20 protein-coding genes are annotated in these 19,917 nt (G+C 45.4%); 5 read left to right on the forward strand and 15 right to left on the reverse strand.

Features of this window, described 5'->3' with window-relative positions:
- Window positions 1–175 precede the first annotated feature (175 nt).
- The gene (locus V1498_RS15760) at window positions 176–949 is read left to right on the forward strand and encodes a glycerophosphodiester phosphodiesterase (RefSeq protein ID WP_409299320.1); all 774 of its coding nucleotides are present in this window, start codon (window positions 176–178) and stop codon (window positions 947–949) included.
- A gap of 51 nt (window positions 950–1,000) precedes the next feature.
- Window positions 1,001–1,345, forward strand: a complete 345-nt coding sequence (locus V1498_RS15765; protein ID WP_409294627.1) for a hypothetical protein — start codon at window positions 1,001–1,003, stop codon at window positions 1,343–1,345.
- A 29-nt stretch (window positions 1,346–1,374) separates the two neighbouring features.
- Here V1498_RS15765 and V1498_RS15770 read toward each other — a convergent pair whose 3' ends face one another.
- Window positions 1,375–1,905 carry a DUF2179 domain-containing protein gene (locus V1498_RS15770; RefSeq protein ID WP_409294628.1) on the reverse strand — a complete coding sequence of 177 codons (531 nt, stop codon included), beginning with the start codon at window positions 1,903–1,905 and terminating at the stop codon, window positions 1,375–1,377.
- Between the two features lie 220 nt (window positions 1,906–2,125).
- Here V1498_RS15770 and V1498_RS15775 point away from each other — a divergent pair, with 220 nt between their 5' ends.
- Together V1498_RS15775 and V1498_RS15780 are read left to right on the forward strand one after the other, a co-directional pair.
- Window positions 2,126–2,911 carry a GNAT family N-acetyltransferase gene (locus V1498_RS15775; protein ID WP_409294629.1) on the forward strand — a complete coding sequence of 262 codons (786 nt, stop codon included), beginning with the start codon at window positions 2,126–2,128 and terminating at the stop codon, window positions 2,909–2,911.
- Window positions 2,912–2,924: 13 nt separating this feature from the next.
- Window positions 2,925–3,506 (forward strand): YdcF family protein, encoded by a 582-nt coding sequence (locus V1498_RS15780; protein ID WP_409294630.1) that lies wholly within the window; start codon window positions 2,925–2,927, stop codon window positions 3,504–3,506.
- A 31-nt stretch (window positions 3,507–3,537) separates the two neighbouring features.
- Here the strand turns inward: V1498_RS15780 and V1498_RS15785 are convergent, their stop codons facing one another.
- From V1498_RS15785 to V1498_RS15795, 3 genes are all read right to left on the reverse strand, one after another.
- Window positions 3,538–3,858 carry a DUF3243 domain-containing protein gene (locus V1498_RS15785; protein WP_409294631.1) on the reverse strand — a complete coding sequence of 107 codons (321 nt, stop codon included), beginning with the start codon at window positions 3,856–3,858 and terminating at the stop codon, window positions 3,538–3,540.
- A 102-nt stretch (window positions 3,859–3,960) separates the two neighbouring features.
- Complete coding sequence (locus V1498_RS15790; RefSeq protein WP_409294632.1) at window positions 3,961–5,421, reverse strand: UDP-N-acetylmuramoyl-L-alanyl-D-glutamate--2,6-diaminopimelate ligase; 1,461 nt, start codon at window positions 5,419–5,421, stop codon at window positions 3,961–3,963.
- 351 nt (window positions 5,422–5,772) lie between these two features.
- Window positions 5,773–6,525 carry a gamma-glutamyl-gamma-aminobutyrate hydrolase family protein gene (locus tag V1498_RS15795; protein WP_409294633.1) on the reverse strand — a complete coding sequence of 251 codons (753 nt, stop codon included), beginning with the start codon at window positions 6,523–6,525 and terminating at the stop codon, window positions 5,773–5,775.
- Between the two features lie 101 nt (window positions 6,526–6,626).
- Here V1498_RS15795 and V1498_RS15800 point away from each other — a divergent pair, with 101 nt between their 5' ends.
- The gene (locus V1498_RS15800; protein WP_409294634.1) at window positions 6,627–7,049 is read left to right on the forward strand and encodes a pyridoxamine 5'-phosphate oxidase family protein; all 423 of its coding nucleotides are present in this window, start codon (window positions 6,627–6,629) and stop codon (window positions 7,047–7,049) included.
- 41 nt (window positions 7,050–7,090) lie between these two features.
- On the opposite strand, the gene V1498_RS15805 is transcribed toward V1498_RS15800, so the two are convergent.
- The 11 genes from V1498_RS15805 to V1498_RS15855 all read right to left on the reverse strand — a co-directional run bounded on the left by V1498_RS15805 (window position 7,091) and on the right by V1498_RS15855 (window position 19,894).
- Window positions 7,091–7,648 (reverse strand): M15 family metallopeptidase, encoded by a 558-nt coding sequence (locus V1498_RS15805; protein ID WP_409294635.1) that lies wholly within the window; start codon window positions 7,646–7,648, stop codon window positions 7,091–7,093.
- A gap of 92 nt (window positions 7,649–7,740) precedes the next feature.
- Complete coding sequence (locus tag V1498_RS15810) at window positions 7,741–8,454, reverse strand: GDSL-type esterase/lipase family protein (RefSeq protein ID WP_409294636.1); 714 nt, start codon at window positions 8,452–8,454, stop codon at window positions 7,741–7,743.
- A gap of 113 nt (window positions 8,455–8,567) precedes the next feature.
- Window positions 8,568–9,821, reverse strand: coding sequence for a M24 family metallopeptidase (locus V1498_RS15815; protein ID WP_409294637.1), 1,254 nt, complete (start codon window positions 9,819–9,821; stop codon window positions 8,568–8,570).
- 190 nt (window positions 9,822–10,011) lie between these two features.
- The gene (locus V1498_RS15820; protein WP_409294638.1) at window positions 10,012–12,573 is read right to left on the reverse strand and encodes a phosphodiester glycosidase family protein; all 2,562 of its coding nucleotides are present in this window, start codon (window positions 12,571–12,573) and stop codon (window positions 10,012–10,014) included.
- 261 nt (window positions 12,574–12,834) lie between these two features.
- Entirely contained in the window at window positions 12,835–13,137 is a 303-nt protein-coding gene (locus V1498_RS15825) for a hypothetical protein (protein WP_409294639.1), read from the reverse strand.
- Window positions 13,138–13,282: 145 nt separating this feature from the next.
- Window positions 13,283–14,080: a serine hydrolase gene (locus V1498_RS15830; RefSeq protein ID WP_409294640.1), complete on the reverse strand. Its 798-nt coding sequence runs from the start codon at window positions 14,078–14,080 to the stop codon at window positions 13,283–13,285.
- 5 nt (window positions 14,081–14,085) lie between these two features.
- Complete coding sequence (locus V1498_RS15835; protein WP_409294641.1) at window positions 14,086–15,096, reverse strand: ABC transporter ATP-binding protein; 1,011 nt, start codon at window positions 15,094–15,096, stop codon at window positions 14,086–14,088.
- A 3-nt stretch (window positions 15,097–15,099) separates the two neighbouring features.
- Entirely contained in the window at window positions 15,100–16,014 is a 915-nt protein-coding gene (locus V1498_RS15840; protein ID WP_409294642.1) for an NlpC/P60 family protein, read from the reverse strand.
- On the reverse strand, window positions 16,011–17,108 hold the full coding sequence (locus V1498_RS15845; RefSeq protein WP_409294643.1) for a dipeptide epimerase: 1,098 nt from the start codon (window positions 17,106–17,108) through the stop codon (window positions 16,011–16,013). Before V1498_RS15845 ends, V1498_RS15840 begins: the two co-directional genes overlap by 4 nt.
- Before the next feature lie 47 nt (window positions 17,109–17,155).
- Window positions 17,156–18,076, reverse strand: coding sequence for an LD-carboxypeptidase (locus V1498_RS15850; protein ID WP_409294644.1), 921 nt, complete (start codon window positions 18,074–18,076; stop codon window positions 17,156–17,158).
- A gap of 186 nt (window positions 18,077–18,262) precedes the next feature.
- Entirely contained in the window at window positions 18,263–19,894 is a 1,632-nt protein-coding gene (locus tag V1498_RS15855; RefSeq protein WP_409294645.1) for a peptide ABC transporter substrate-binding protein, read from the reverse strand.
- Between the last annotated feature and the right edge of the window lie 23 nt (window positions 19,895–19,917).

Below are 19,917 nucleotides of genomic sequence, written 5' to 3' on the forward strand. Positions count from 1 at the left end.
TCCCTTAGAGAATTGCAAATGAGATACTTGCATAATAAATAAAATTATATGCCTCTCCATTTTAAAATGCAAATACTGCCAGAGCCGGTGATCGTGCTGCAGTCCGCAAGTTTATTGGCTTTTTTCTGTATATCGTCTAAAAATAAAAAATTATGGGGCGTGATTTTTTGTGGGAATGTTACATGATGTGTATAAGAAAATAAGGGGCTCAGGGGCTGATGCTGCTCCTAATCCCCCAATCATTATCGCTCACAGGGGAGCTTCCGGTTATTGCCCGGAAAATACAAGGTCAGCTTTTCAGAAAGCGATTGAAATGGGAGCTGATTCCGTGGAACTGGATATTCAGCTCAGTAAGGATGGGAAGCTTGTGGTCATCCATGATCCCGCTCTGGGACGGACAGTTTATGGAAAGGGCAGGATACGGGATTTCCTATATTCCGAGCTCTCTGTCCTGGACGCGGGGAGCTGGTTTGGCCCGGCTTTTGCAGGAGAACGAATCTTGAGTCTTGAAGATGCACTAGAACTGTTAGACGGAAAAGCAAATATTTTAATAGAAATAAAAAAGCCCCGCCTCTATCCCGGGATTGAAAAGAAATTGGCACAAGCCTTAGAACAGGTCATACATTCCACTGTAATCGTGCAGTCGTTTGATCTGAGCTCACTGCACACATTCAAAACGCTTTGTCCCCATATACCTGCCGGTCTGCTTGTTAAACGGTATCCGTGGAGATGGACCCATGAAAGGCTGAAGGGTATTTCTGCATCCATTCAGTACATCAACCCGAAAAGGAATATTGCCAGCAGCCGGCTGATCAAAAGGATCAAAAGAGCAGGACTCCAGGTTTTTGTATGGACCGTACGGGACCGTGAAGAAGCACACAGGCTGGCGTCCCTTGGTGTCAACGGCATCATTACGGATTTCCCGGATCTTGTAGAAATGAATAAGTAACGTGTATTTTGGATAGACTTGAGCCATATTCAGAGGAAATGGGAGGATATGGTGAAGGGTCTATTTTTTATTAATGATAGAATGCCATTGGAGTGCTGCACCAGCCTCCATGAAAGTAAAAGCAGGCAGATAAGTGCCTCACTGTCGTTTATTCGTGAACATAATCTCGAGATTCTCAGGCTGAACCCCTTTCAGGTGAATGACTTTTATACCATCCCCCATGCCATGCTGTTTGACTTGAATCTTACGAATGAGAAGCCTGATTTTCTTTTGGTGTACTCACCAAAAACCCTTCATAAATTCCAGCATGTTTTTCCCGAGGAATGGGAAAAGCTGCAAAGCCGCATCCCTGCAGTCATACCCACCTCCGGATATGAATTCCCCATGTCAAAATGAAAGCTGCCCCTTCGGGCAGCTTTCATGGTTTATTGTTTATTCTGCCGGGCTTTTTTCATACCTTTAAGCAAGAAGCCGCCTTTAAATTTCCGGGGTTCATGGGATATGATAAAAGCACGGGGCTCATGCGTTTCAATGATGGTCATGAGTTCTTTCTCACGATCCCGGCGCGTCAGGATATCAAGCTGGTATCTAATCCCGTCCCTGCCTTTTCCTTCAAATACAGTGACACCGAAACCAAGTTCCCTCAGTTCAGTAATCAGTGCTTCATTATTATTGGCAAGCTTCACGTTTAGATTGGTGTAGCCTATGGCAAGCAGTGATTCCACATATCCGCCAATAAGGATTCCAAGGCCAAAGCCCACGGCATAGACGACCATTGCAACCCCGCTTTGATCACCCGAAAAGACAAGTGAAAGCCCGAATACATAAATCAGAGATTCAACCATCCCAAACAAGGATGAAAACAGAGTCTGCCCCTTTACCATAAAAATGGTCCGCAGTGTCAGAATTGGTACATATACCAGTTGCAGTATTAATATTAAGATAATTTCCTTCAAGGCAAGCCCTCTCCCATAGATGATGCTGATATAATCAGTTTTTTACAATAAAACCATAACATATTTTACTGTTTTTTTTAACAGCATTTTTTCCTTGTTTTACCCTTCATTCAGTCCATGAAACGAAAAAGGAATAACAAGTTTAGCCCCTCCTTTAGAAACAGGATTGATATATTCCATTTTTTTCATTATGATAAATAAAAAATGGGAGATTAGCAGAATGATAAGACAATTGTCAGTTAGAGACCATGAAGCTGTTTCTGTGCTCCTGAGACAAGAGCCAGCCTTTAATTTATTCATAATCGGGGATATCGAGGCGTTTGGGTATAGAGCCCCTTTTCAGGAACTCTGGGGTGAGTTCCGGGCAACTGATGAACTGATCAGTGTATTGCTGCGATTTCATGACTCCTTCATCATCTATGGACCAGCAAGCTTTGATGCTGCTGGATTTGCAGAGCTGCTCCCAAAAGACAAACCTGTCAGAATTTCCGGAAAATCAAATGCAGTGGAGCTATTTGAAGGGATAGACAGCCTTCAGCTTGAAAATAAAAAAGAGATGTACTTTGCTGAATGCAGCGAGCCGCCCCGTGAAGTCATCCCTCATTCCGACAAGATAAAGGAAGCGGGGCTGGATGATGCAGATAAAATTATGGAGCTGAGACGGGCTATTCAAGAATTTGAGGCCGATGAATCGAGCCGTGAACTCCTCACTCAGTCCCTGAAGTCTAAAACTGGGAGAACCTATTATTTTGAGGAAGGAGGCAGGATTGCTGCGAGCGCCTCCACAGCCGCCGAAAATTCAATGTCGGCAATGATTGTGGGTGTCTGCACTCATCCTGCCTTCAGGAATAAAGGGTATGCATCTCAGATATTAAATCAATTGATAGCTGAATTCGTTGTTCAGCAAAGCAAAACCCTGTGCTTATTCTATGACAACCCGGAAGCCGGCAGAATTTACCGCAGGCTGGGTTTCAGGGAGATAGGGAAATGGACGATATACAGGTGAGAGGGATGAGATAATGAACTTTTTCAAGAAATGGAAGAAACCTATGCTTTTCCTGATTGCCGCAGTAATTCTTTATTGCGGTTTTCTTCAATATAAAATGCACCAATATGCGAATGCAGCCGTACCAGAGAAAGCAGACTACATCATCATACTCGGAGCCAGGGTAAAAGGGACTACTCCCAGTCTTTCCCTTCAAAAAAGGATAGATGCAGCCCTTCACTATTTAAAGCTGAACAAGGATACCAGGGTGATCGCCTCTGGCGGAAAGGGCCCAGGTGAGGATATATCCGAAGCACAGGCGATACAGGAAGCCCTAGTAAAAGCAGGCATCGAAAAGGGCCGGATCATTCTGGAAGACAGATCCACCACTACCTTTGAGAACTTGAGCTTTTCCAAGGCGCTGATAAATGGGGATGACAGCAAAATAGTGTGTGTGACCAATTCTTATCATATCTACAGGTCGGTCCTTATGGCGGAAAAACAGGGACTCCATGTCACGGGCTTGGCGGCAGAGACGCCGATTAGAGCTGTTTTAAAATCATATGTGCGGGAGTATCTTGCCATAACGAAATATAAGGCAGCGGGACAAATATAAAAAAGAGGCTGGAAGCCAGCCTCCTTTCATATTACTGCACTAATTTTACAAGCATGTGAGAAAGGGCATGGCGCTGTTCTTCATTGCCGGATTTCCATAACTGCTGCAGCAGATATTCTTCTCTGTTGCGCGGCTCTTCATGCTCTGCGAGATAGCCTGAAACTTTGTCTGTTAATTTTGCCAGCTGCTCTTCGCCAAGTCCTAGTTTTTCACCTTTTGATACTTTATCATGCAAGTAAGATTTGAATGTATCAAAGCTTGACATGATATCATCTTTCTTTTCCTCGCTCATGTTGTTTAATTTGGATTCTACTCTTCCTTCAGCTTCTGAATTCCCATTTAATTGGCTCATTAATAACATCTCCTTTTTCTAAGTTATATATTTAATATCCCAATTTGTGGTACCTCAAACATTGTACAAATATTAAATTAACGTTGTACAAAGTTTCTGGGACTAAGAATCTGCCGTAATGCCCGGCAGGGAGTCTGTTAATAAATAATTGAGGACTTCACGGTCTGATTCTGCAGGCAGCCAGTATTTTTCCTTATACCGTTCCGGCCCTTTTCCCGACAAAAGCACAATGTCGCCTTCCTTCACTTGTCCCCAGGCTTCTTTAATTGCCAGTGTCCGGTCAGCGATGATCTCTGCTTTGACCCCGGCTGATTCTGCTGCTTTTATCAAACCTTCTGTTTCCTGAGCTGCTGACAGGCCATTCCGGTCGTCTCCGGTCAGGAGAATCTTGCTGCTGTATCTGGCTGAAGCCCGCAGCATTCTTTTCCGTTTTGAGACGTCCCTTCCGCCGCGGAAGCCAAGGATATGGATTATCCTTTTTGCACCCATCTCTTCTATCGTCTCAAGGCAGGATTCAATTGCGTCTTCAGTGTGTGCATAATCAATTACAAATGTGCCGCCGGACGGATGACTGAAAATCTCAAAGCGGCCCGGCACTCCGCTGAATGAGGACATGGCAGATATGGCCAGTTCAACGGAAATACCGGCTTCGACACAAGCCAATATGGATAAGGCGGCGTTATACACATTATGTATGCCGGGCATGTTCAGATGGACAAAATATTCTGCCCCGCCCATCCAAAAAGCAAAACTGCTTCCGTCAAGTTTTCCAAGAGATAAGTCAGAACCCCTCCTGCCAAGAATCTTTACTGCAGCATCTCCTGTTTCAAGCTGCAGGGCCAGTCTTTGGCCATATGGATCCAGGGTATTGATTACAGCCATGCCCCTGACTTTTAGATAGCTGAACATTTTGCTTTTAACCTGGAAATATTCTTCCATTGTATGATGATAATCGAGATGATCGTGTGAAAGATTGGTGAACAAACCCAAATCGAGCTGAAGTCCCTCGACCCTTGATTGATCCAATGCATGTGACGAAATTTCCATAACTACATACTCATCCCTGCTTTCAGCAAGCATTTCCTGAAGCTTGAGTGAATTTGGTGTTGTATTTTCAGGAGAAAGTTCAACCTCATTTATTATGTAGGAAATCGTCCCGATCAAAGAACAGGTTTTCCCTGCAGTCTTCAATATATGCCGAATCATATAAGAACAGGTGGTTTTGCCGTTCGTGCCTGTGATTCCAATGATTTTATGGTTTTCGGACGGGTAGTTATAAAATGCGGCGGCCAGTTTGGCCAAGCAATCGCGGCTATCCAGGACCTGGATATACGGCACTTTCAGGGAGAGAGGCTTTTCCCCTATCACAATTCCCGCTCCACGGGCGACAGCTTCTTCAATATAATCATGACCATCCACATCGTATCCTGAAATGGCCACAAAAGCATCTCCCTCTTTGATAAGGCGTGAGTCAATCTTCAGTCCTGGGACATCAAGCCTGTCCGCTTCTGTATCAGTCAATATGCATCCTTGAAGAGCATTTCTCAGCCCGGTCATATTCATTATCCTGTCTCCTTACGAAATTACTTAAAAAAAGGCTGTTTTCGCATTTATTGTGGCTATTGGGCAAGAAAGTTGATTTCCGCTGCAGGCACTCGCTTTCCGCGGGAGTCTCGCGCCTGAAGTGTAAGTCACTTTGCATAATAATTAAATCTCCACACAGAACTCATCAGAAAACAACAATCTTTTAGAAAAGAGCCTAAAAAAATGTGCTTATTTGTAAGATAAGCACATACAATGAAACTATACCCGTATAAAGATCAGAAAAACTGCCTCATATTACCCCTTATCCAGGAAAAATAAACCTAAATTTTCCTATCAACTATACAAAAGACCTAAAAAAGAGAACCATGCCTAGGCAGGTTCTCCTTTTGATTGTGACCGCCGCTTTATGCATTCGGAAACAAAATCTGCAAAAAGGGCACTCATGACTTCGTCTGTTTTAGCCATATCCTCAGGATGCCATTGAACTGCCGACATCCATCCCTTGCTGAAATCCTTGGATTCCATGGCTTCAATGATCCCATCAGCGGCGGAAGCAGTAACAACAAGCTCATCTGCAATTTTTTCTATCGCCTGATGATGAAAACTGTTCACACGGATAACATCTCTCCCTGCCGCACGGAACAGGCGGCTATTCCGGTCGATGGAGATGCTGTGGCTTGCGCTTCCTCTGGGGGCCAGCTGTGTATGCTTGATGGACTGCGGCCGTTCACTCTCAATGTCCTGGATGATTGTCCCGCCCAAGGCAATATTCAGCACCTGGATTCCCCGGCAGATACCAAAAATGGGAATTCCCCGCAGCCTGGCATGACGAATCATGCCAAGTTCAGCCTGATCCCTGTCCGGAACAACCCTTCCAAGCTTCGGGTGCGGCTCGGCCCCGAAGTAATGAGGATCTACATCTTCCCCGCCGCTTAAGCAAATGCCATCGCAGAGCTCTACCATCCCTTCGATCAGCCCGACTGGTCCAGCCGGCAGCACAATCGGTATCCCGCCTGCCGCCATGATGGATTCTGCATAGCTGTAATGGAGATATACAGAGTCAAACCCAGAGATGTTCATTGTAGTGGCAGAAATTCCAATAATCGGCTTATTCATGTTCATGATACTTCCCCCTGTATACGTAAGCTTATTCTTTTTTCTCGTTTACTTTCTTCTTAATTAAGGAATATATAAAAAGACTGAACTAAGAGGAGATGAAGAAAATGAATCAAGAAGAACTAAAATCCAAGGTTATGGAGATGCTTGAGAATAATAAAATCGGCACGCTTGCTACTGTGCAGGACGGCAGGCCCCATTCAAGATACATGACCTTTTTCAATGAAGGTTTGACACTTTACACGCCAACAAGCAAAGAAACCTCAAAAACAGATGAAATTGAAAACAATCCATATGTGCATATCCTGCTTGGCTATGATGGTGAAGGTTACGGGGATGCTTACCTTGAGATTGAAGGAAAAGCATCGGTAAGTTCGAAAGAAAGCCTGAAGGATGAATTATGGAAGGATAATTTTGATAATTGGTTTGACGGCAAGGATGATCCCGACTATGTGGTACTTGAAATCAAGCCTGAGTCGGTAAGGCTTATGAATTTAAAAGACAAGATTCCCCAGACACTGAATCTTTAATGAACTCCCGAGAAAAAGGGATAACCTCCCTTTTTCTTATTTTATGCTTCCTCTGGCCTTTCACCCCTAAGAAGATCATTTATCGTGAGCCCAAATGTCATCTCAAGGTGGGGATAGTCTTTGAATCGTTCCCAGTCTCCCCCCCATCTGAATCCCATTTGCTTGGCAAGGGCAGCCACTTCGAACCAGTCTGATTTATCATTTCCATTTCCATCATAATTTATATCCCAGATGACCTGCCCCGCTTTGTTTTTTATTGCGTAATCAAAGGCCAGTCCAAAGTTATGGAAGGATTCTCCCCCTTTAACATGCGTGACAATATTACCAGGGGCACTGCGCCCTTTTTCGTATAATTCATTCTGCTCCTCCACACTGCGGAAATCATCGGTCACAACCATTTCAATATTCCTCTTTGCTGCAAGGGAGATCAATTTATCTTTCTTTTCCTTTACAGCGGGATGGAGTTTTGTCGGAAGATCAGATTCATCAAGAGCAGGGGCCGTAGATAATTCGGGCCTTCCCATTCCAAGATACGATGCAAGCCAGACTGCCAGGGCCAGCAGCAGGAGCAGCCAAATCAGAGTATTCTTGACTTTCACATCGGTTAATTCCTTTCATGCAGTTAAAATATGTATCTATCATTTTATCACCATTGCATTGAACACAACAAGGGCCCCGCACATAGGGGGCCCTAAAAATGATAATTTTTAACAATTCTGTCTGCAATCATATCATAGCCTTTATCATTAACATGCAGCGGATCAAAGAAGTATTCGTCCTTCTCTTTACCTTTGAACAAATTGTTCGTAGGGATAAAGGCGACATTCCGCTTATGTTTGGCCAGTGTATAAATAGATTTGTTCCAATCATCAATATAATGTTCAATTTTCCTTCCGCTTTCTGGATATGGATTATACAACCCTAGAAGGATGATGGGAACGTCCCCATTCAGTGTCTTCACCCCATCTATTATATGATCCAGGTTTTCCAGATACTCTTTTTTGGCAATGCGCGCCCGGTCAGGAGACAGCTGCATGAGATGGCGCTCCTTCGTGCTGTTGACAAGATCATTAGTACCGATAAAAATAATGATGTAATCTGAGTGGGCAACAGACCTTGCCAGCTTAGGTTCTGCCAGCCTTTTAAGCAGTCCTCCAGATTCCAGTCCGACAATGCCGTAGCTTTTGGTTTTATAAACAGCTTCGGCATGATCTTCATTCAATTCTTCCTCCAGTGCATCCGTATATCCCTTGCCCTTTGTATCACCAAAACCATATGTCAGTGAATCTCCAAGGGCAGTGATCACCTTTTCATTCTTTTCTTCGTCAGGCTGGTTCATTATATAAGCAGCAATCAATGCGGTGACCAGCAGGATGGGCAAAAATATCCAATTGAACTTCTTCATGATGATTCCCCTCTATATAGATTAAAAGTCAGTTAGAGTTTTTATTTACCCACTTCTCATTCCTTTCTAACTCAGAAAAATCTTCCGGCCTTGAGCGCACGGATGAATTGCCATCATGCCTTAAGAAATTCCGTCTGCCTCGATGTTAAAAAGCAAAGTCTGCCGTCAGCAAATGCTGTCGACTCTTCCATGAATAAAGTGACTTCCTGATTCCATTCCTGTACAAAGCAGGTTATGTTGAATTCCATGGCATAGCATGTTTTATCCCTGACCGGGTATTCTCCGCGAACCGGTACATTTCCCTGGAGGTCATACAGTCCAAGGACCGGACCGGCGCCATGGCAATGGACCCCGATTGGATGCGAGTAAATCATCGCTTTTATACCCTCACCTTCCGCTTCTGCCATGCTCTCGTGGTAAATTTTGTTCCCTGTTTTGCCCTCGGCAAAATTCGCAGAAATGATATCTTCTAGCCGGTTTGCAATCGACATGGCCTTCTTGAGCCCTTCCGGCAGTTCGGTTTCACCAGGCTTCAGGACATAAGCAAGCAATTGTGTATCTGTGGCTAGACCGAGGTAATGAAGGCCAAAGTCCAGATGAACAATATCTCCGGGAAGGATGATGGTATCCATGCGGGTGTTCCCTTCCCCCTGCCTCTGGACATCAACGGTCGGGTAGAAGGAAGTCTTCAAGCCAAGATCATGCACTCTTTGCCGGATCCAATCTACCATATCCTGAGTATGTGTTTTGCCTGGTATAATGGTACCTGTAAGAACTTCAGATGCAATTTCCCTCGTAAGCCAGGCGATTTGGCTATAGACTACAAGCTCCCTTTCAGTTCTTGTTTCCAGCCATTCCACTGCCAATGCTTCAGAGCTCATTACTTCCGTTTCAGGCGAGCTTTTCACGGCTTCCCTTATCTGTTTAAACAGAGAGTGTGTGACACCGTCACACACGGCATGCACATTGGAGAAATTAAGGGCTGCACGCCGGGGGGAACGTTCTATAACAATTCTGCTCAACGCCTCAAATTGAGTTTCCCTGGACATCTGCCAATCCCTTTTATAATAGGGCTCCCATTTCGGATTAGGATGAAGGGCCAGCCTTTCAACCTTTCCCTCATCCGTCCTGGAAAAAACGAGGATAGTCAGCCGCCTCGAGCTGTCTATTGCTGCGGGGAAAAAAGTCTCTAACAAAGGATCTTCATTATATTCCCTCGCAGCCATGATCCACATATCGGTTTTATGCCTTTCCATCATGCCCGGCAGGAGATTCTCTAGCCTTTCCATCAGCTGCTCATCAGTAAATTCAGCCCTTTGCTTAAGGGAAAGGATGCCAAATTCTTCCTTTGTCCTCCATTCCATCATAAAAACCACTCCTTTTTTTCTAGGTTTTTTCGCATAAATTACAAAAAGGTTGATTACAGCACAGGGCACCGCTTCCGCGAAAGCGGGAGTTTCGCACCTTGCGCTGAAATCAACCTCATTTAGCCATAGAATTACCTCACCGAACTTATAAAAACCAACAATGTTTTAAAATAGATCCTTGTTTTATACTCTAAGGAGCTGCTGTAAAGCTCCATGCGGCGCGGGGCTGCATAGGATTGCCTGCCTTGTCAGCAGCTTCGATTTCCACGGTATGTTTTCCTGCCGGGAATAACTTTGCGGGTTTATAGATTACTTCCCCTGTCTTGCTATTATATTTAAACGGCTGTGACTTTCCATCCAGTTTAAGAATCAGGGAACCGGCATCGACTCCCGTCCCGCTGTCTTTGATGACCGCTGAAATGACTGCTGCGCCCGCTTTCACACGGCTTCCATTTGATGGAGTGAACCGGGATGGAGAGGGCCCCGTCACATCCTCCGCAGAGCTTGTATAGATGGCCCTAAGCTGGTCAAAATAGAGAATTCCTTTATTTTTATTCGCACTGCTGGTCTCGACGATATAGATCTGTTTGATTTTAACCGGCATCGCTGTTCCTGCCGGCATGGATGCATACACATGCTTCCAGCCCTCCCAGTTAAGCTTTCCCTGGCCAGTAAAATCCACAGTAAAAGGTTTGCCTTTTCCATCGGTGAGCGAAGCTCTGAGCCAGTGATTCCCCCTATCCCCATAGACCCATAATCCGAGCTTTGCCGGTTTGCTTACAATCTCAATGCCTGCACCGGTTTTGCCTTTAAAGTTTATATATACTGCCGATGATCCTGGGTGGTTTGTAAAATCATAAGCTAACGAAACTGCATGTGTTCCTTCCCTTACCGGATTCGGCCTGCTAGTCAGTACCAAGCCTGAACTTTTTGCCTTTATGGCAGAAGGCGTAATTCCAGTGGTACTTTCAAATCCGTTTAATACCACAGGGGCCTTACCTACATTTAATGAAACTTCTGAGCTTATTCTCCCATATGATACTCTGATTTTTCCGGACTGCACAGTCCTGCCTGCAGAAAGAATACCTTTTGAATCTATTTTTCCGATATTCCCTTTTGTCTCCCATTTTAACAGTTCAGGAGACAGCAGTACTTCTCTGCCAGTTTTATCATAGCCTCTTGCCGTAAATGCCTGTCTGCTGCCCGGGTTGATGACAGCATCCTTCGGGGAAATGGAAAGGATTGCCAATTCCTTGACCACTTCAATGTTTATAACTTTAGAAATGCTGCCGCTGCGTGCGGTCAATTTTCCCTTCACTGCCTGGCTGCCGGCAGTAAACGCACCGCTTCCATCCACCCTGCCCAATCCTTTGGTAGTGGACCAGCTTATCTTTTTTGAATCGATGGTTATTCCATTATAATACTTATCCTGTCCCTTCAGCCCTATGACAGTCTTGGATCTGGCCAGTATCTTGATAGAATCCCCCCTAACAGGAATGATCCTTGCCAAAGGCGCAAGAGGTGCGGTTGAAACGACCATCAGGCTATTGGATACAGAACGTTCATATCCATCAGAGGGCCTGTTCAAAAGAGACAAATTGTTATTCCCCGGCTCCCTGAGGGTGTAGGTGGTCGAGCCGCCGCCATCCATATTCATAGCATTCCTCATTCCCTTTTTGGCCAGATACGACGCGCCTTCCTCAATGGTGACTCCATTGCTGTACCCGGGCTGACGGCCGTCAAAGGAGGTAATATACAGCTTTCCACCTTTCTCTGAAATGAAGGTGCGGGGATGCCTTTCAGCGTCATCATTTTTCGCCTCTTCAGTAATCCTGCCATCATGAATCATCAGATCCCCGCCAGAAATGGCCTGAAACGCCTTGTCCATACCGCCGCTGTATGTAATTTGGAATTGAACTTTGCTTCCGGAATCCAGGTTTGCAAGCAGCCAGTCTGCCTGTTTCCCGCTTGCTGACATTACCCATTTCCCTTCGGTTATGACCGTATCATCCCCGGGGGCAATTCCCTCTACTTCTGCTGTCAGCTCTTGGCCGGGAGCAAGAAAGTCCTTGATCGGGTTCAGAATGAATTCTGTCTCTTCCCCGGAAGTTTTAGTCGAATAGCTGAATTTAGACGTGAATAGAAAAATGCTGTCTTTCTGGGTTTCTTTATTTCTACCCCTGTTTATACCATTTAATGTTTTACTTCCTGCCACACCTGAAACCGTGACCTTGCCAGTCATCTTCACTCCCGGAACAATATAGGCCTCCCCTCCGGATGTTATGCCAAGTACACTTTTTGATGTCCCTGGAGAGGTAATGATTTCGCCATTTGTAATCTGCAGCCCTATCGGCTGGCCTGTATAAGGGGCGGCTGTTTTGTAAAAATCCCCGTTGACCCCCGCTATCACTCTGTACCCGCTGCGGTCAATCTGCTTCGCCTGGCTCCTGACCGTATCAAGTCCGAGCACCCGGTTTCTCCCTGAAACTGTTTGAAGCTTGATATATGGATTTTTAGGATCCACTTCCAGTGTATTGACAGCCTCTATATGATTTTTCCCCTTTAACGTATAGTTTGAATGAACCACTCCAGGGCCTGCTGCGTAACCGGCATTTTTCACAGTAGAATATGCATTCAGATCCACAGCCCTAGCTGTAACATCCGCGCTTTGAGGCAGCAAAGAAACTATCACCAGCACTGCTGCAGCTGTCTTTATGAATTTTGAAACTCCCTTGTTTCTCTCTGATCCCACTAGTTTTCCTCCATAATTAGGTCAATATAGTAAAATATTACTCTTATAATGGATAATTTTATCAGAAAATGCGGATAAGAAGTGGAGTATTTTACATCTTTGGATAATTTTGTAGGATTATACTTCCTGATTGTGCTATGGATGGATAACCTGAGCAGAGGGAATTTAGGGGTTATGCTCCACTGGTTTAGTGAAAAAAATATAAAAATCAGGCCATAACCAGCCTGATATGTTTATAGAGATATTTATCATATAAATGAATTATAGAGCGGGTGTGAAAGATAATCCCTCAATTTTGCAGATGTCAATAGTAACTAATGCACCAGACGGTTCAATGAAGGCTGCACAGCAATCATCTTTACAGATGCTGGTAAAAATGAAAGGGCCCGCAGTTACTCCTTCAATTGTCAGGTACACATTGGTACCTGGAGTTAAATCCTTCAGTTTGTTACATACACAATCTTTAAGGCTGCAGTTCTGTTTATCGGCCGCTTCACTGCTTACACCATTATGGTAACTATTTTTTCTGTATTTTCTGCTGCCGCGGAATAGGCTGTCATCCACAATATAACCTCCAGGTAAAATCAAGTATATTTGTAAGGACTTTATTAGCACAATATATGACAATGATAAAAAACCTGTATGGGCATCCGCCCGCTCGTTATGGGCCGCATAAAAAAACTGTCCCTGGAACCAGGACAGCTTTTGTTTAGAGAGTAATCTGTTGATACAATTCCTTGCCGATGCGGCTTATAACTCCTTTTCCGTCTTCCTTATTCAAAAGACGATCTATCAGGACGGCGGCATAGGCCCTGCTTTGTCCGTGGAAGAAAATCCCACAGTCATGTTCCACGCCTGGCAGTTCGCCGGTCTTATTGGCAGCCTGCACTTTTTCAAGGTTCATTCTGGAAGGCAGCTTATCCTGGAACTGCTGGCTTAGCATGATTTTTATAGCTTCCGCCCTGCTTTCCGGTGACAGATAGCTTCCTTCCCCAATAGCTTTCAAACAAATGATCATATCATGGGCTGTTGTGAAATTGTCCCGGCCTTCATTTTTTGCATCCCAATCCATCATTTTCCTGGCAAGCACAGTATCTTTTAGCCCAGCCTCCTGAATCACCCTGTTAATTTCGTCGAAGCCTATCAGGTCTATGAGCATGTTTGCTGCCGTATTATCAGATACAATGATCATAAGGGCCAGCAGGTCCTTGACCGAAAGGGAGGTTTCTTCTGATAAAATATGGAGAACTCCGGCACCGCCGGCCTTTTGTGAAAGGGGGATGTTCATTCTGCGGCCAAGCGGGAACCTGCCCTGCTCATTCAAGCGGAAGGCAGCAAGCATAATAGGGAGCTTGATCAGACTTGCAGCCGGCATGACAGCTCCGCCGTTACACACGGCTGCAGCCCCGTCGATCTCTATATAAGCTGCGATCCTGCCATCCAGCTGTTCGGAAGCGGACTTCAGGCAGGATTCAAAGTCAGCCAGGGAATTCTTTCTCATGTTCATATCCATCACCGGGAAGCAGCTTTTTCCAGTTGCTCTCTTCCTTCCGTGATTTCACTATTGTATAAATGGCAGGCAACATAATGCCTGTCCTCCGCTTCCTGCCACCTTGGCTTAATGCGGGCACACACCTCCATGGCCTCTGGGCATCTTGTCCGGAATACACAACCGCTCGGAGGATCAATCGGACTTGGCAATTCACCTTTTAGGATGATTCTTTCGCGGGAGTCCTCCACATCCGGGTCAGGTATCGGGATGGCTGACATTAATGCCTTTGTATTAGGGTGAAGCGGTTCTTTATAAAGACTGCCGCTGTCTGCAAGTTCAACCAGGCTCCCAAGATACATTACCCCGATGCGGTCGCTGATCTGCTTGACCATGGATAGGTCGTGGGCAATGAATAAAAAGGTAAGGTTCTTTTCCTTTTGCAGCCGCTTCAGCAGATTCACCACCTGGGCCTGGACTGACACATCGAGGGCTGAAATGGGCTCATCGGCTATGATGAACTGCGGGTCAAGCGCCAGGGCCCTCGCTATGCCGATCCTCTGCCTCTGCCCGCCGCTGAATTCATGCGGATAGCGGTTCGCATGATCCCGGTTGAGCCCTACATCTTCAAGAAGCTCATAGACCCGCTGTGATCTTTCCTTTTTATTGCGGAAAAGTCCATGAACCTCCATAGGTTCTGAAATGATTTCCATTACCGTCGACCGGGGATTCAGGGAAGCATAAGGATCCTGGAAAATCATCTGCATTTTCCGGTAAAAAGCAAATTTCTCTTTTTCACTCAGTGTGTGGATATTCTTTCCTTCAAATAACACTTCCCCATCAGTCCGGTTATAAAGGCCCAGAATGGTCCTCCCCGCTGTTGATTTACCGCAGCCTGATTCACCAACAATCCCAAAGGTTTCACCCTTCAGGATATCGAAGGACACATCATCAACCGCCTTTAATACTTCCTTTTTCCCGAGCTGGAAATATTTCTTTAAATTTCTGACTTCCAACAGCGCCTGCTCATTCATTGATTATTCCTCCGTCTCTCTCCCATAACGCCTGGCTGCACATAATTCCTTTTCATAGATGGTTCCGGCCATATCGATAATCTCAATGCTTTTCCCTGTGTTCGGTGAATGCAGGAGCTTTCCACCTCCGTAATATATGCCCACATGGTGGACGCTTCCTTTTCCTTCTTCATAGGCAAAATATAATAAATCACCAGGCTCAAGCTGATCCAGATCTGTCTCATCCCCGGCATTTAGCTGATCATGCGCATCCCGGGGGATAATATGGCCATTGGCCTTGCACATGGTATAGGTGAAACCGGAACAATCATATCCATAGCTGCTCATCCCTCCCCATAAATATGGAAGACCGGCAAATTGTTCTCCGCATGCCGCGATATCGCTTCCGCCGCCTTTTGGCCGGCTGTCCACTGAGGAATAAATCGCTATGTCACTTCTCTGCAATTCACCTTCACCCAGCGGGGTCTGCACAGTCACCCTATCACTTTCTTCCGAGAGTACGGGCAGTACCGTTTGATAAGATATCTCAATCTCTACTGTTTCAAGCTTCAGGACGGCTTTCTTATTCTGGACAACAGCAGCCGGACGATTTCCTGCGTCCCATGTTTCAAGCTCTGCAAGCTGGACTTTTGGCACCCAGCCCGGATAGCCCCTGCTGTCTTTGGAGGAAGGCTGATTTATGCAGATAACATGTGCCCATTCCTCTTTTTCTTCGGTCACCAAAACCTCTTCACCGAATAGAAGCTGAGTCTGCACAAGATTTTCATTACACAGCCCAAGTCTTGCTTCAAAGTCAAGATCATTCAGCCAGCCTTCCAGCTGGACCGGATTCGTTACTGCCTTCTGATCGATTTCCCTGGCTGAGTCCGGCTGGGTCCAGACAGTTGCCGCAGGAACATTTACCACCCATTTACTCATGAAAGACTTCCCCTTCCTTCTGCTGAAAGACCCTTGATTCCAAGTCCCGGGGCTTCCGGGAACGAAATTTTTCTTCCATTATATTCAATTCCTCCCTCGGCAATATCAAAGGAAAGCAAGAGCGGAGCATCAAAATCATATCTCGTTATATTCTTTTTTGAGGCTGCAAAGTGTGCCGCAGCTGTTAAACCAATCTTGGTTTCGATCATGCTGCCAACCATGCATTCAACACCGCAGCTTTCCGCAAGCACATTGATTTTCTCTGCATGATATATGCCGCCTGCCTTCATAAGCTTGATATTTATCAGGTCGGTACTTCTTGTCTTCAGAACCTCAAATGCCTGAAGCGGTGTAAACACACTTTCATCAGCCATGATAAGGGTTTCCACCCCATCTGTTACCTGCTTCAATCCTTCTATATCCGCTGCAGGGACCGGCTGTTCCACAAGCTCAATATCAAGTCCCATGTCTTCCATTTTCCGGATGATCCGGATGGCTTCCTTAGGAGACCAGCCCTGATTGGCATCCAGCCTGATCTTTACATCTTTTCCGGCAACTTTTCTAATTTCCCTGATTCGCTCAAGATCTGAATCGGCATCCTTGCCTACTTTGATCTTCAGGACATTGAATCCCTGCCGGATGATGGAATCAGCGTCTTCGGCCATTTCCGCCGCACTATTGACGCTTACAGTAAAGTCAGTCTCCACCTCATCACGGAATCCCCCGAGATACTGGTAAAGAGGGAGTCCCGCATTTTTTGACAGACAGTCGTACAAAGCCATATCCACAGCGGCTTTGGCACTTCCATTCCCGACCATAAGGGCATGCATCCCCTGGAACAGAGCTTCATAGTTTAATAGGTTTCTATTCTGCAGGTATGGCTTTAATACCGAATGGACTGCAGATTCAATAGATTGGAGGCTTTCACCGGTAATGACGTGGGTCGGCGGAGCCTCCCCCCATCCTGTTAATCCATTTTCACATGTGATCTTAACGATGATTGTGTCTGCCGCTTCCACTGTTCTGAGCGCCGTCTTAAAGGGCTTGACAAGCGGGACCCTGGCTCTGTATGTTTCTAACTGAATCAATTTCATGTTTATTCCCCTTTAGTCATGTTGGCTGACAGTCTCCTCTATGGCCGTTAAGAAACCCCGCTTTCAAAGGCAACCGCCTTGTCTCTCGTATCCAGCACCGCATGGACGCCAAGCGGCACGGCATAATGCGGCGAACAATGCCCGATTAGAAAGCCCTTCAGGCAAGGCTTGCCCGCAAGCTTGATGTAATGGTCCAATACTTCATCTAGCGACAGGGACAGCTTTCTCTCAGAAACACAATTGTTGAAATTTCCAATCATAAATCCAGCCGACTCGGTCAGCCTGCCAGCCATATAAAGCTGGTTCAGCATGGAATCCACAGCCCTCGGCTCTTCATTGATATCTTCGATAAGCACAATCTTATCCTTAGTATCAATTTCAAACGGCGTCCCTATGGAACTGGCCATTAAAGATAAATTACCTCCGCAGATCAGTCCCTCCGCCTTCCCTTCAATAAGTGTTTCAAGCTTGGAGAATTGTTCTGAGTACACAAAACCTTGATCATTGAATAACTGTTCGAAGGAGGCTTTCGAATCCTGATGCACGTCCTGCTTGCCAATATCAGAAGCAAGCATTGGCCCATGGAAAGTCACCAATCCGGTTTTTTGATAGATAGCCGTATGAAGGAAAGTTATATCGCTGTAGCCCCAGAAAATTTTGGGATGCGCTTTAATAATGGAATAATCTATTTCGGATGCAATTCGAGCCGTCCCGTAACCTCCGCCGGCACAAATGACCGCCTTCACCTCATCATCAAGGAACATTTCGTGCAGGTCCGCGAGCCGTTCGGCATCAGCCCCTGCAAGATAGCCATATTCTTTTTTTACATACCGGCCCATTTTGACCTTAAGGCCCAATCCTTCCAGAAAAGACAGCGACCGCTGCAGACTTTCCTGATCCGGCGGGCTTGCCGGCGCGATAATTCCCACACAATCCCCAGCTTGAAGGCGCCCTGGTTTTATTGACATACACTGCACTCCTTTTCATGTATCTTATTGATCGATTATATATTCTGTCATTGTAGTCATACTGGCTATTGGACAAGCCGGTTGAACAAATTAGCGGCTCTCACAAACTAACAATCTGTCAGGAATACAGCCTTCTGAAAAGTCCTCTATAAAAGAGGGATGTTCAGGCGAACATCCCTCTAATCATTAATTCTTCTTATCCGCCCATTTCAATTCCATATATCCAACAGGGTGGCGTACAATTCCTTCTACTTTGTCGCTTTGTAAATAAGAGTTGTTATAGAAATATAATGGGAAGATCGGAGCTTCGTCCATCAGCAGCTTCTCAGCCTGGTACATGAGCTCAAAACGCTTCTTTTCGTCTGATTCTGACTTAGCGTCTTTAATCAGTTTGTCATACTCTTTATTACTCCATCCAGTCCGGTTCATGGCAAGTCCGGTTGTGAAATTTTCCAGGAAGTTGATCGGATCGCTGTAATCAGCGAGGAATGAGCTTCGGGAAAGCTGGAATTTAAGCGCCGTCTGTTCTTCCGTGAATACAGCCGCTTCCATATTGGCAAGCTTCACATCGACTCCAAGGTTTTTCTTGTACATCTCCTGCATGGCTTCAGCTATCGCTTTGTGTGTATCGCTTGTGCTGTAGTGAAGGGTCACTTCAGGGAGCTTGGAATAACCTTCTTCTTTAAGACCTTTTGACAGAAGGGATTTCGCTTCTTCTACATTTGTCTTAATAAGGTCGCCGCTTGCTTCACGGAAATCCTTGCCGTCTGGATCCTTGAACCCGTAAGCTACAAAACCGTAGGCCGGCTTTTCTTTATTTTTTGTTACGAAATCGACGATATCCTGCTGATTCACAGCTAGGGCAAAAGCTTTACGGATATTTTGGTTCTGGAACGGTTCCTTTGTCACATTAAAACGGAAGAAATACGTGCCAGCCTGACCTGATGATTTAACTTTGCCAGATTTGTGCAGCTCTTCTGCGTTATCCGGAGGTACACTGGAAGAATCAAGCTTTCCTGTTGTGAACATTTGATATTCCGTATTGGTATCACTGATAATGTCCCAATGTACTTCATCCAGCTTCACTGACTTGGAATCCCAATAATTCTTGTTTTTTGCCATGACAAAATTGCTGTCATGCTGCCAGGATTTTAAGGAGAATGGCCCATTTCCGACAAATGAATCTGCTTCAGCGAACCATTTAGGATTTTCTGTTGCTGCCTTTTCATTGATCGGGAAGAAACAAGGATTTGTAATGACACTCAGGAAGTAAGCCTGCGGGCTTGTCAGTGTCACTTCAAATGTCTTATCATCCACTGCCTTGATCTTTACATCTTCTTTCTTGCCTTTACCAGAGTTATAGCTTTCTGCTCCTTCAATGAAGTTTGCAAGAAAAGCAGCGGGTGAACCTGTCTTTGGATCCATCAGGCGCAGCCAGGAATAGACAAAGTCAGAAGCCTTCAAATCATCCCCGTTAGACCATTTTGCGTCCTTGCGGATATGGAAGGTATAAACCTTGCCATCACCTGAAACATCCCATTTTTCAGCTGCCGCTGCTTTTGGTTCATGAGATTCGTCAAGGCGGGTAAGTCCTTCCATCAGATTGTTCAGTGGATTCCAGGAAACCGCATCGAATCCCTGAGCTGGGTCAAAGGATGTAGGCTCAGTGCCATTATTGAGATTCAGCACCTTTTTCCCTCCGCCTTTTTCTTTATTGCCATTTGCGTTAGATTCCGTCCCCGCATTTTCCTTAGCGGTACATGCAGCCATCGTAAAGATTAAAAGAGCAGCCATTATCATTGTTAAAAGCTTCTTCATGCATTTTCCCCCTCTTTTTTTTT

Source organism: Paraperibacillus marinus (assembly GCF_046237605.1).
GTDB lineage: Bacteria > Bacillota > Bacilli > Bacillales > DSM-1321 > Paraperibacillus > Paraperibacillus marinus.

Coding starts and splice junctions, on each gene's coding strand:
- V1498_RS15760 (WP_409299320.1), top strand. CDS start 176: ATGTTACATGATGTGTATAAGAAAATAAGGGGCTCAGGGGCTGATGCT.
- V1498_RS15775 (WP_409294629.1), top strand. CDS start 2,126: ATGATAAGACAATTGTCAGTTAGAGACCATGAAGCTGTTTCTGTGCTC.
- V1498_RS15780 (WP_409294630.1), top strand. CDS start 2,925: ATGAACTTTTTCAAGAAATGGAAGAAACCTATGCTTTTCCTGATTGCC.
- V1498_RS15785 (WP_409294631.1), bottom strand. CDS start 3,858: ATGAGCCAATTAAATGGGAATTCAGAAGCTGAAGGAAGAGTAGAATCC.
- V1498_RS15790 (WP_409294632.1), bottom strand. CDS start 5,421: ATGAATATGACCGGGCTGAGAAATGCTCTTCAAGGATGCATATTGACT.
- V1498_RS15795 (WP_409294633.1), bottom strand. CDS start 6,525: ATGAACATGAATAAGCCGATTATTGGAATTTCTGCCACTACAATGAAC.
- V1498_RS15800 (WP_409294634.1), top strand. CDS start 6,627: ATGAATCAAGAAGAACTAAAATCCAAGGTTATGGAGATGCTTGAGAAT.
- V1498_RS15810 (WP_409294636.1), bottom strand. CDS start 8,454: ATGAAGAAGTTCAATTGGATATTTTTGCCCATCCTGCTGGTCACCGCA.
- V1498_RS15815 (WP_409294637.1), bottom strand. CDS start 9,821: ATGATGGAATGGAGGACAAAGGAAGAATTTGGCATCCTTTCCCTTAAG.
- V1498_RS15830 (WP_409294640.1), bottom strand. CDS start 14,080: ATGAACATGAGAAAGAATTCCCTGGCTGACTTTGAATCCTGCCTGAAG.
- V1498_RS15835 (WP_409294641.1), bottom strand. CDS start 15,096: ATGAATGAGCAGGCGCTGTTGGAAGTCAGAAATTTAAAGAAATATTTC.
- V1498_RS15840 (WP_409294642.1), bottom strand. CDS start 16,014: ATGAGTAAATGGGTGGTAAATGTTCCTGCGGCAACTGTCTGGACCCAG.
- V1498_RS15845 (WP_409294643.1), bottom strand. CDS start 17,108: ATGAAATTGATTCAGTTAGAAACATACAGAGCCAGGGTCCCGCTTGTC.
- V1498_RS15850 (WP_409294644.1), bottom strand. CDS start 18,076: ATGTCAATAAAACCAGGGCGCCTTCAAGCTGGGGATTGTGTGGGAATT.
- V1498_RS15855 (WP_409294645.1), bottom strand. CDS start 19,894: ATGAAGAAGCTTTTAACAATGATAATGGCTGCTCTTTTAATCTTTACG.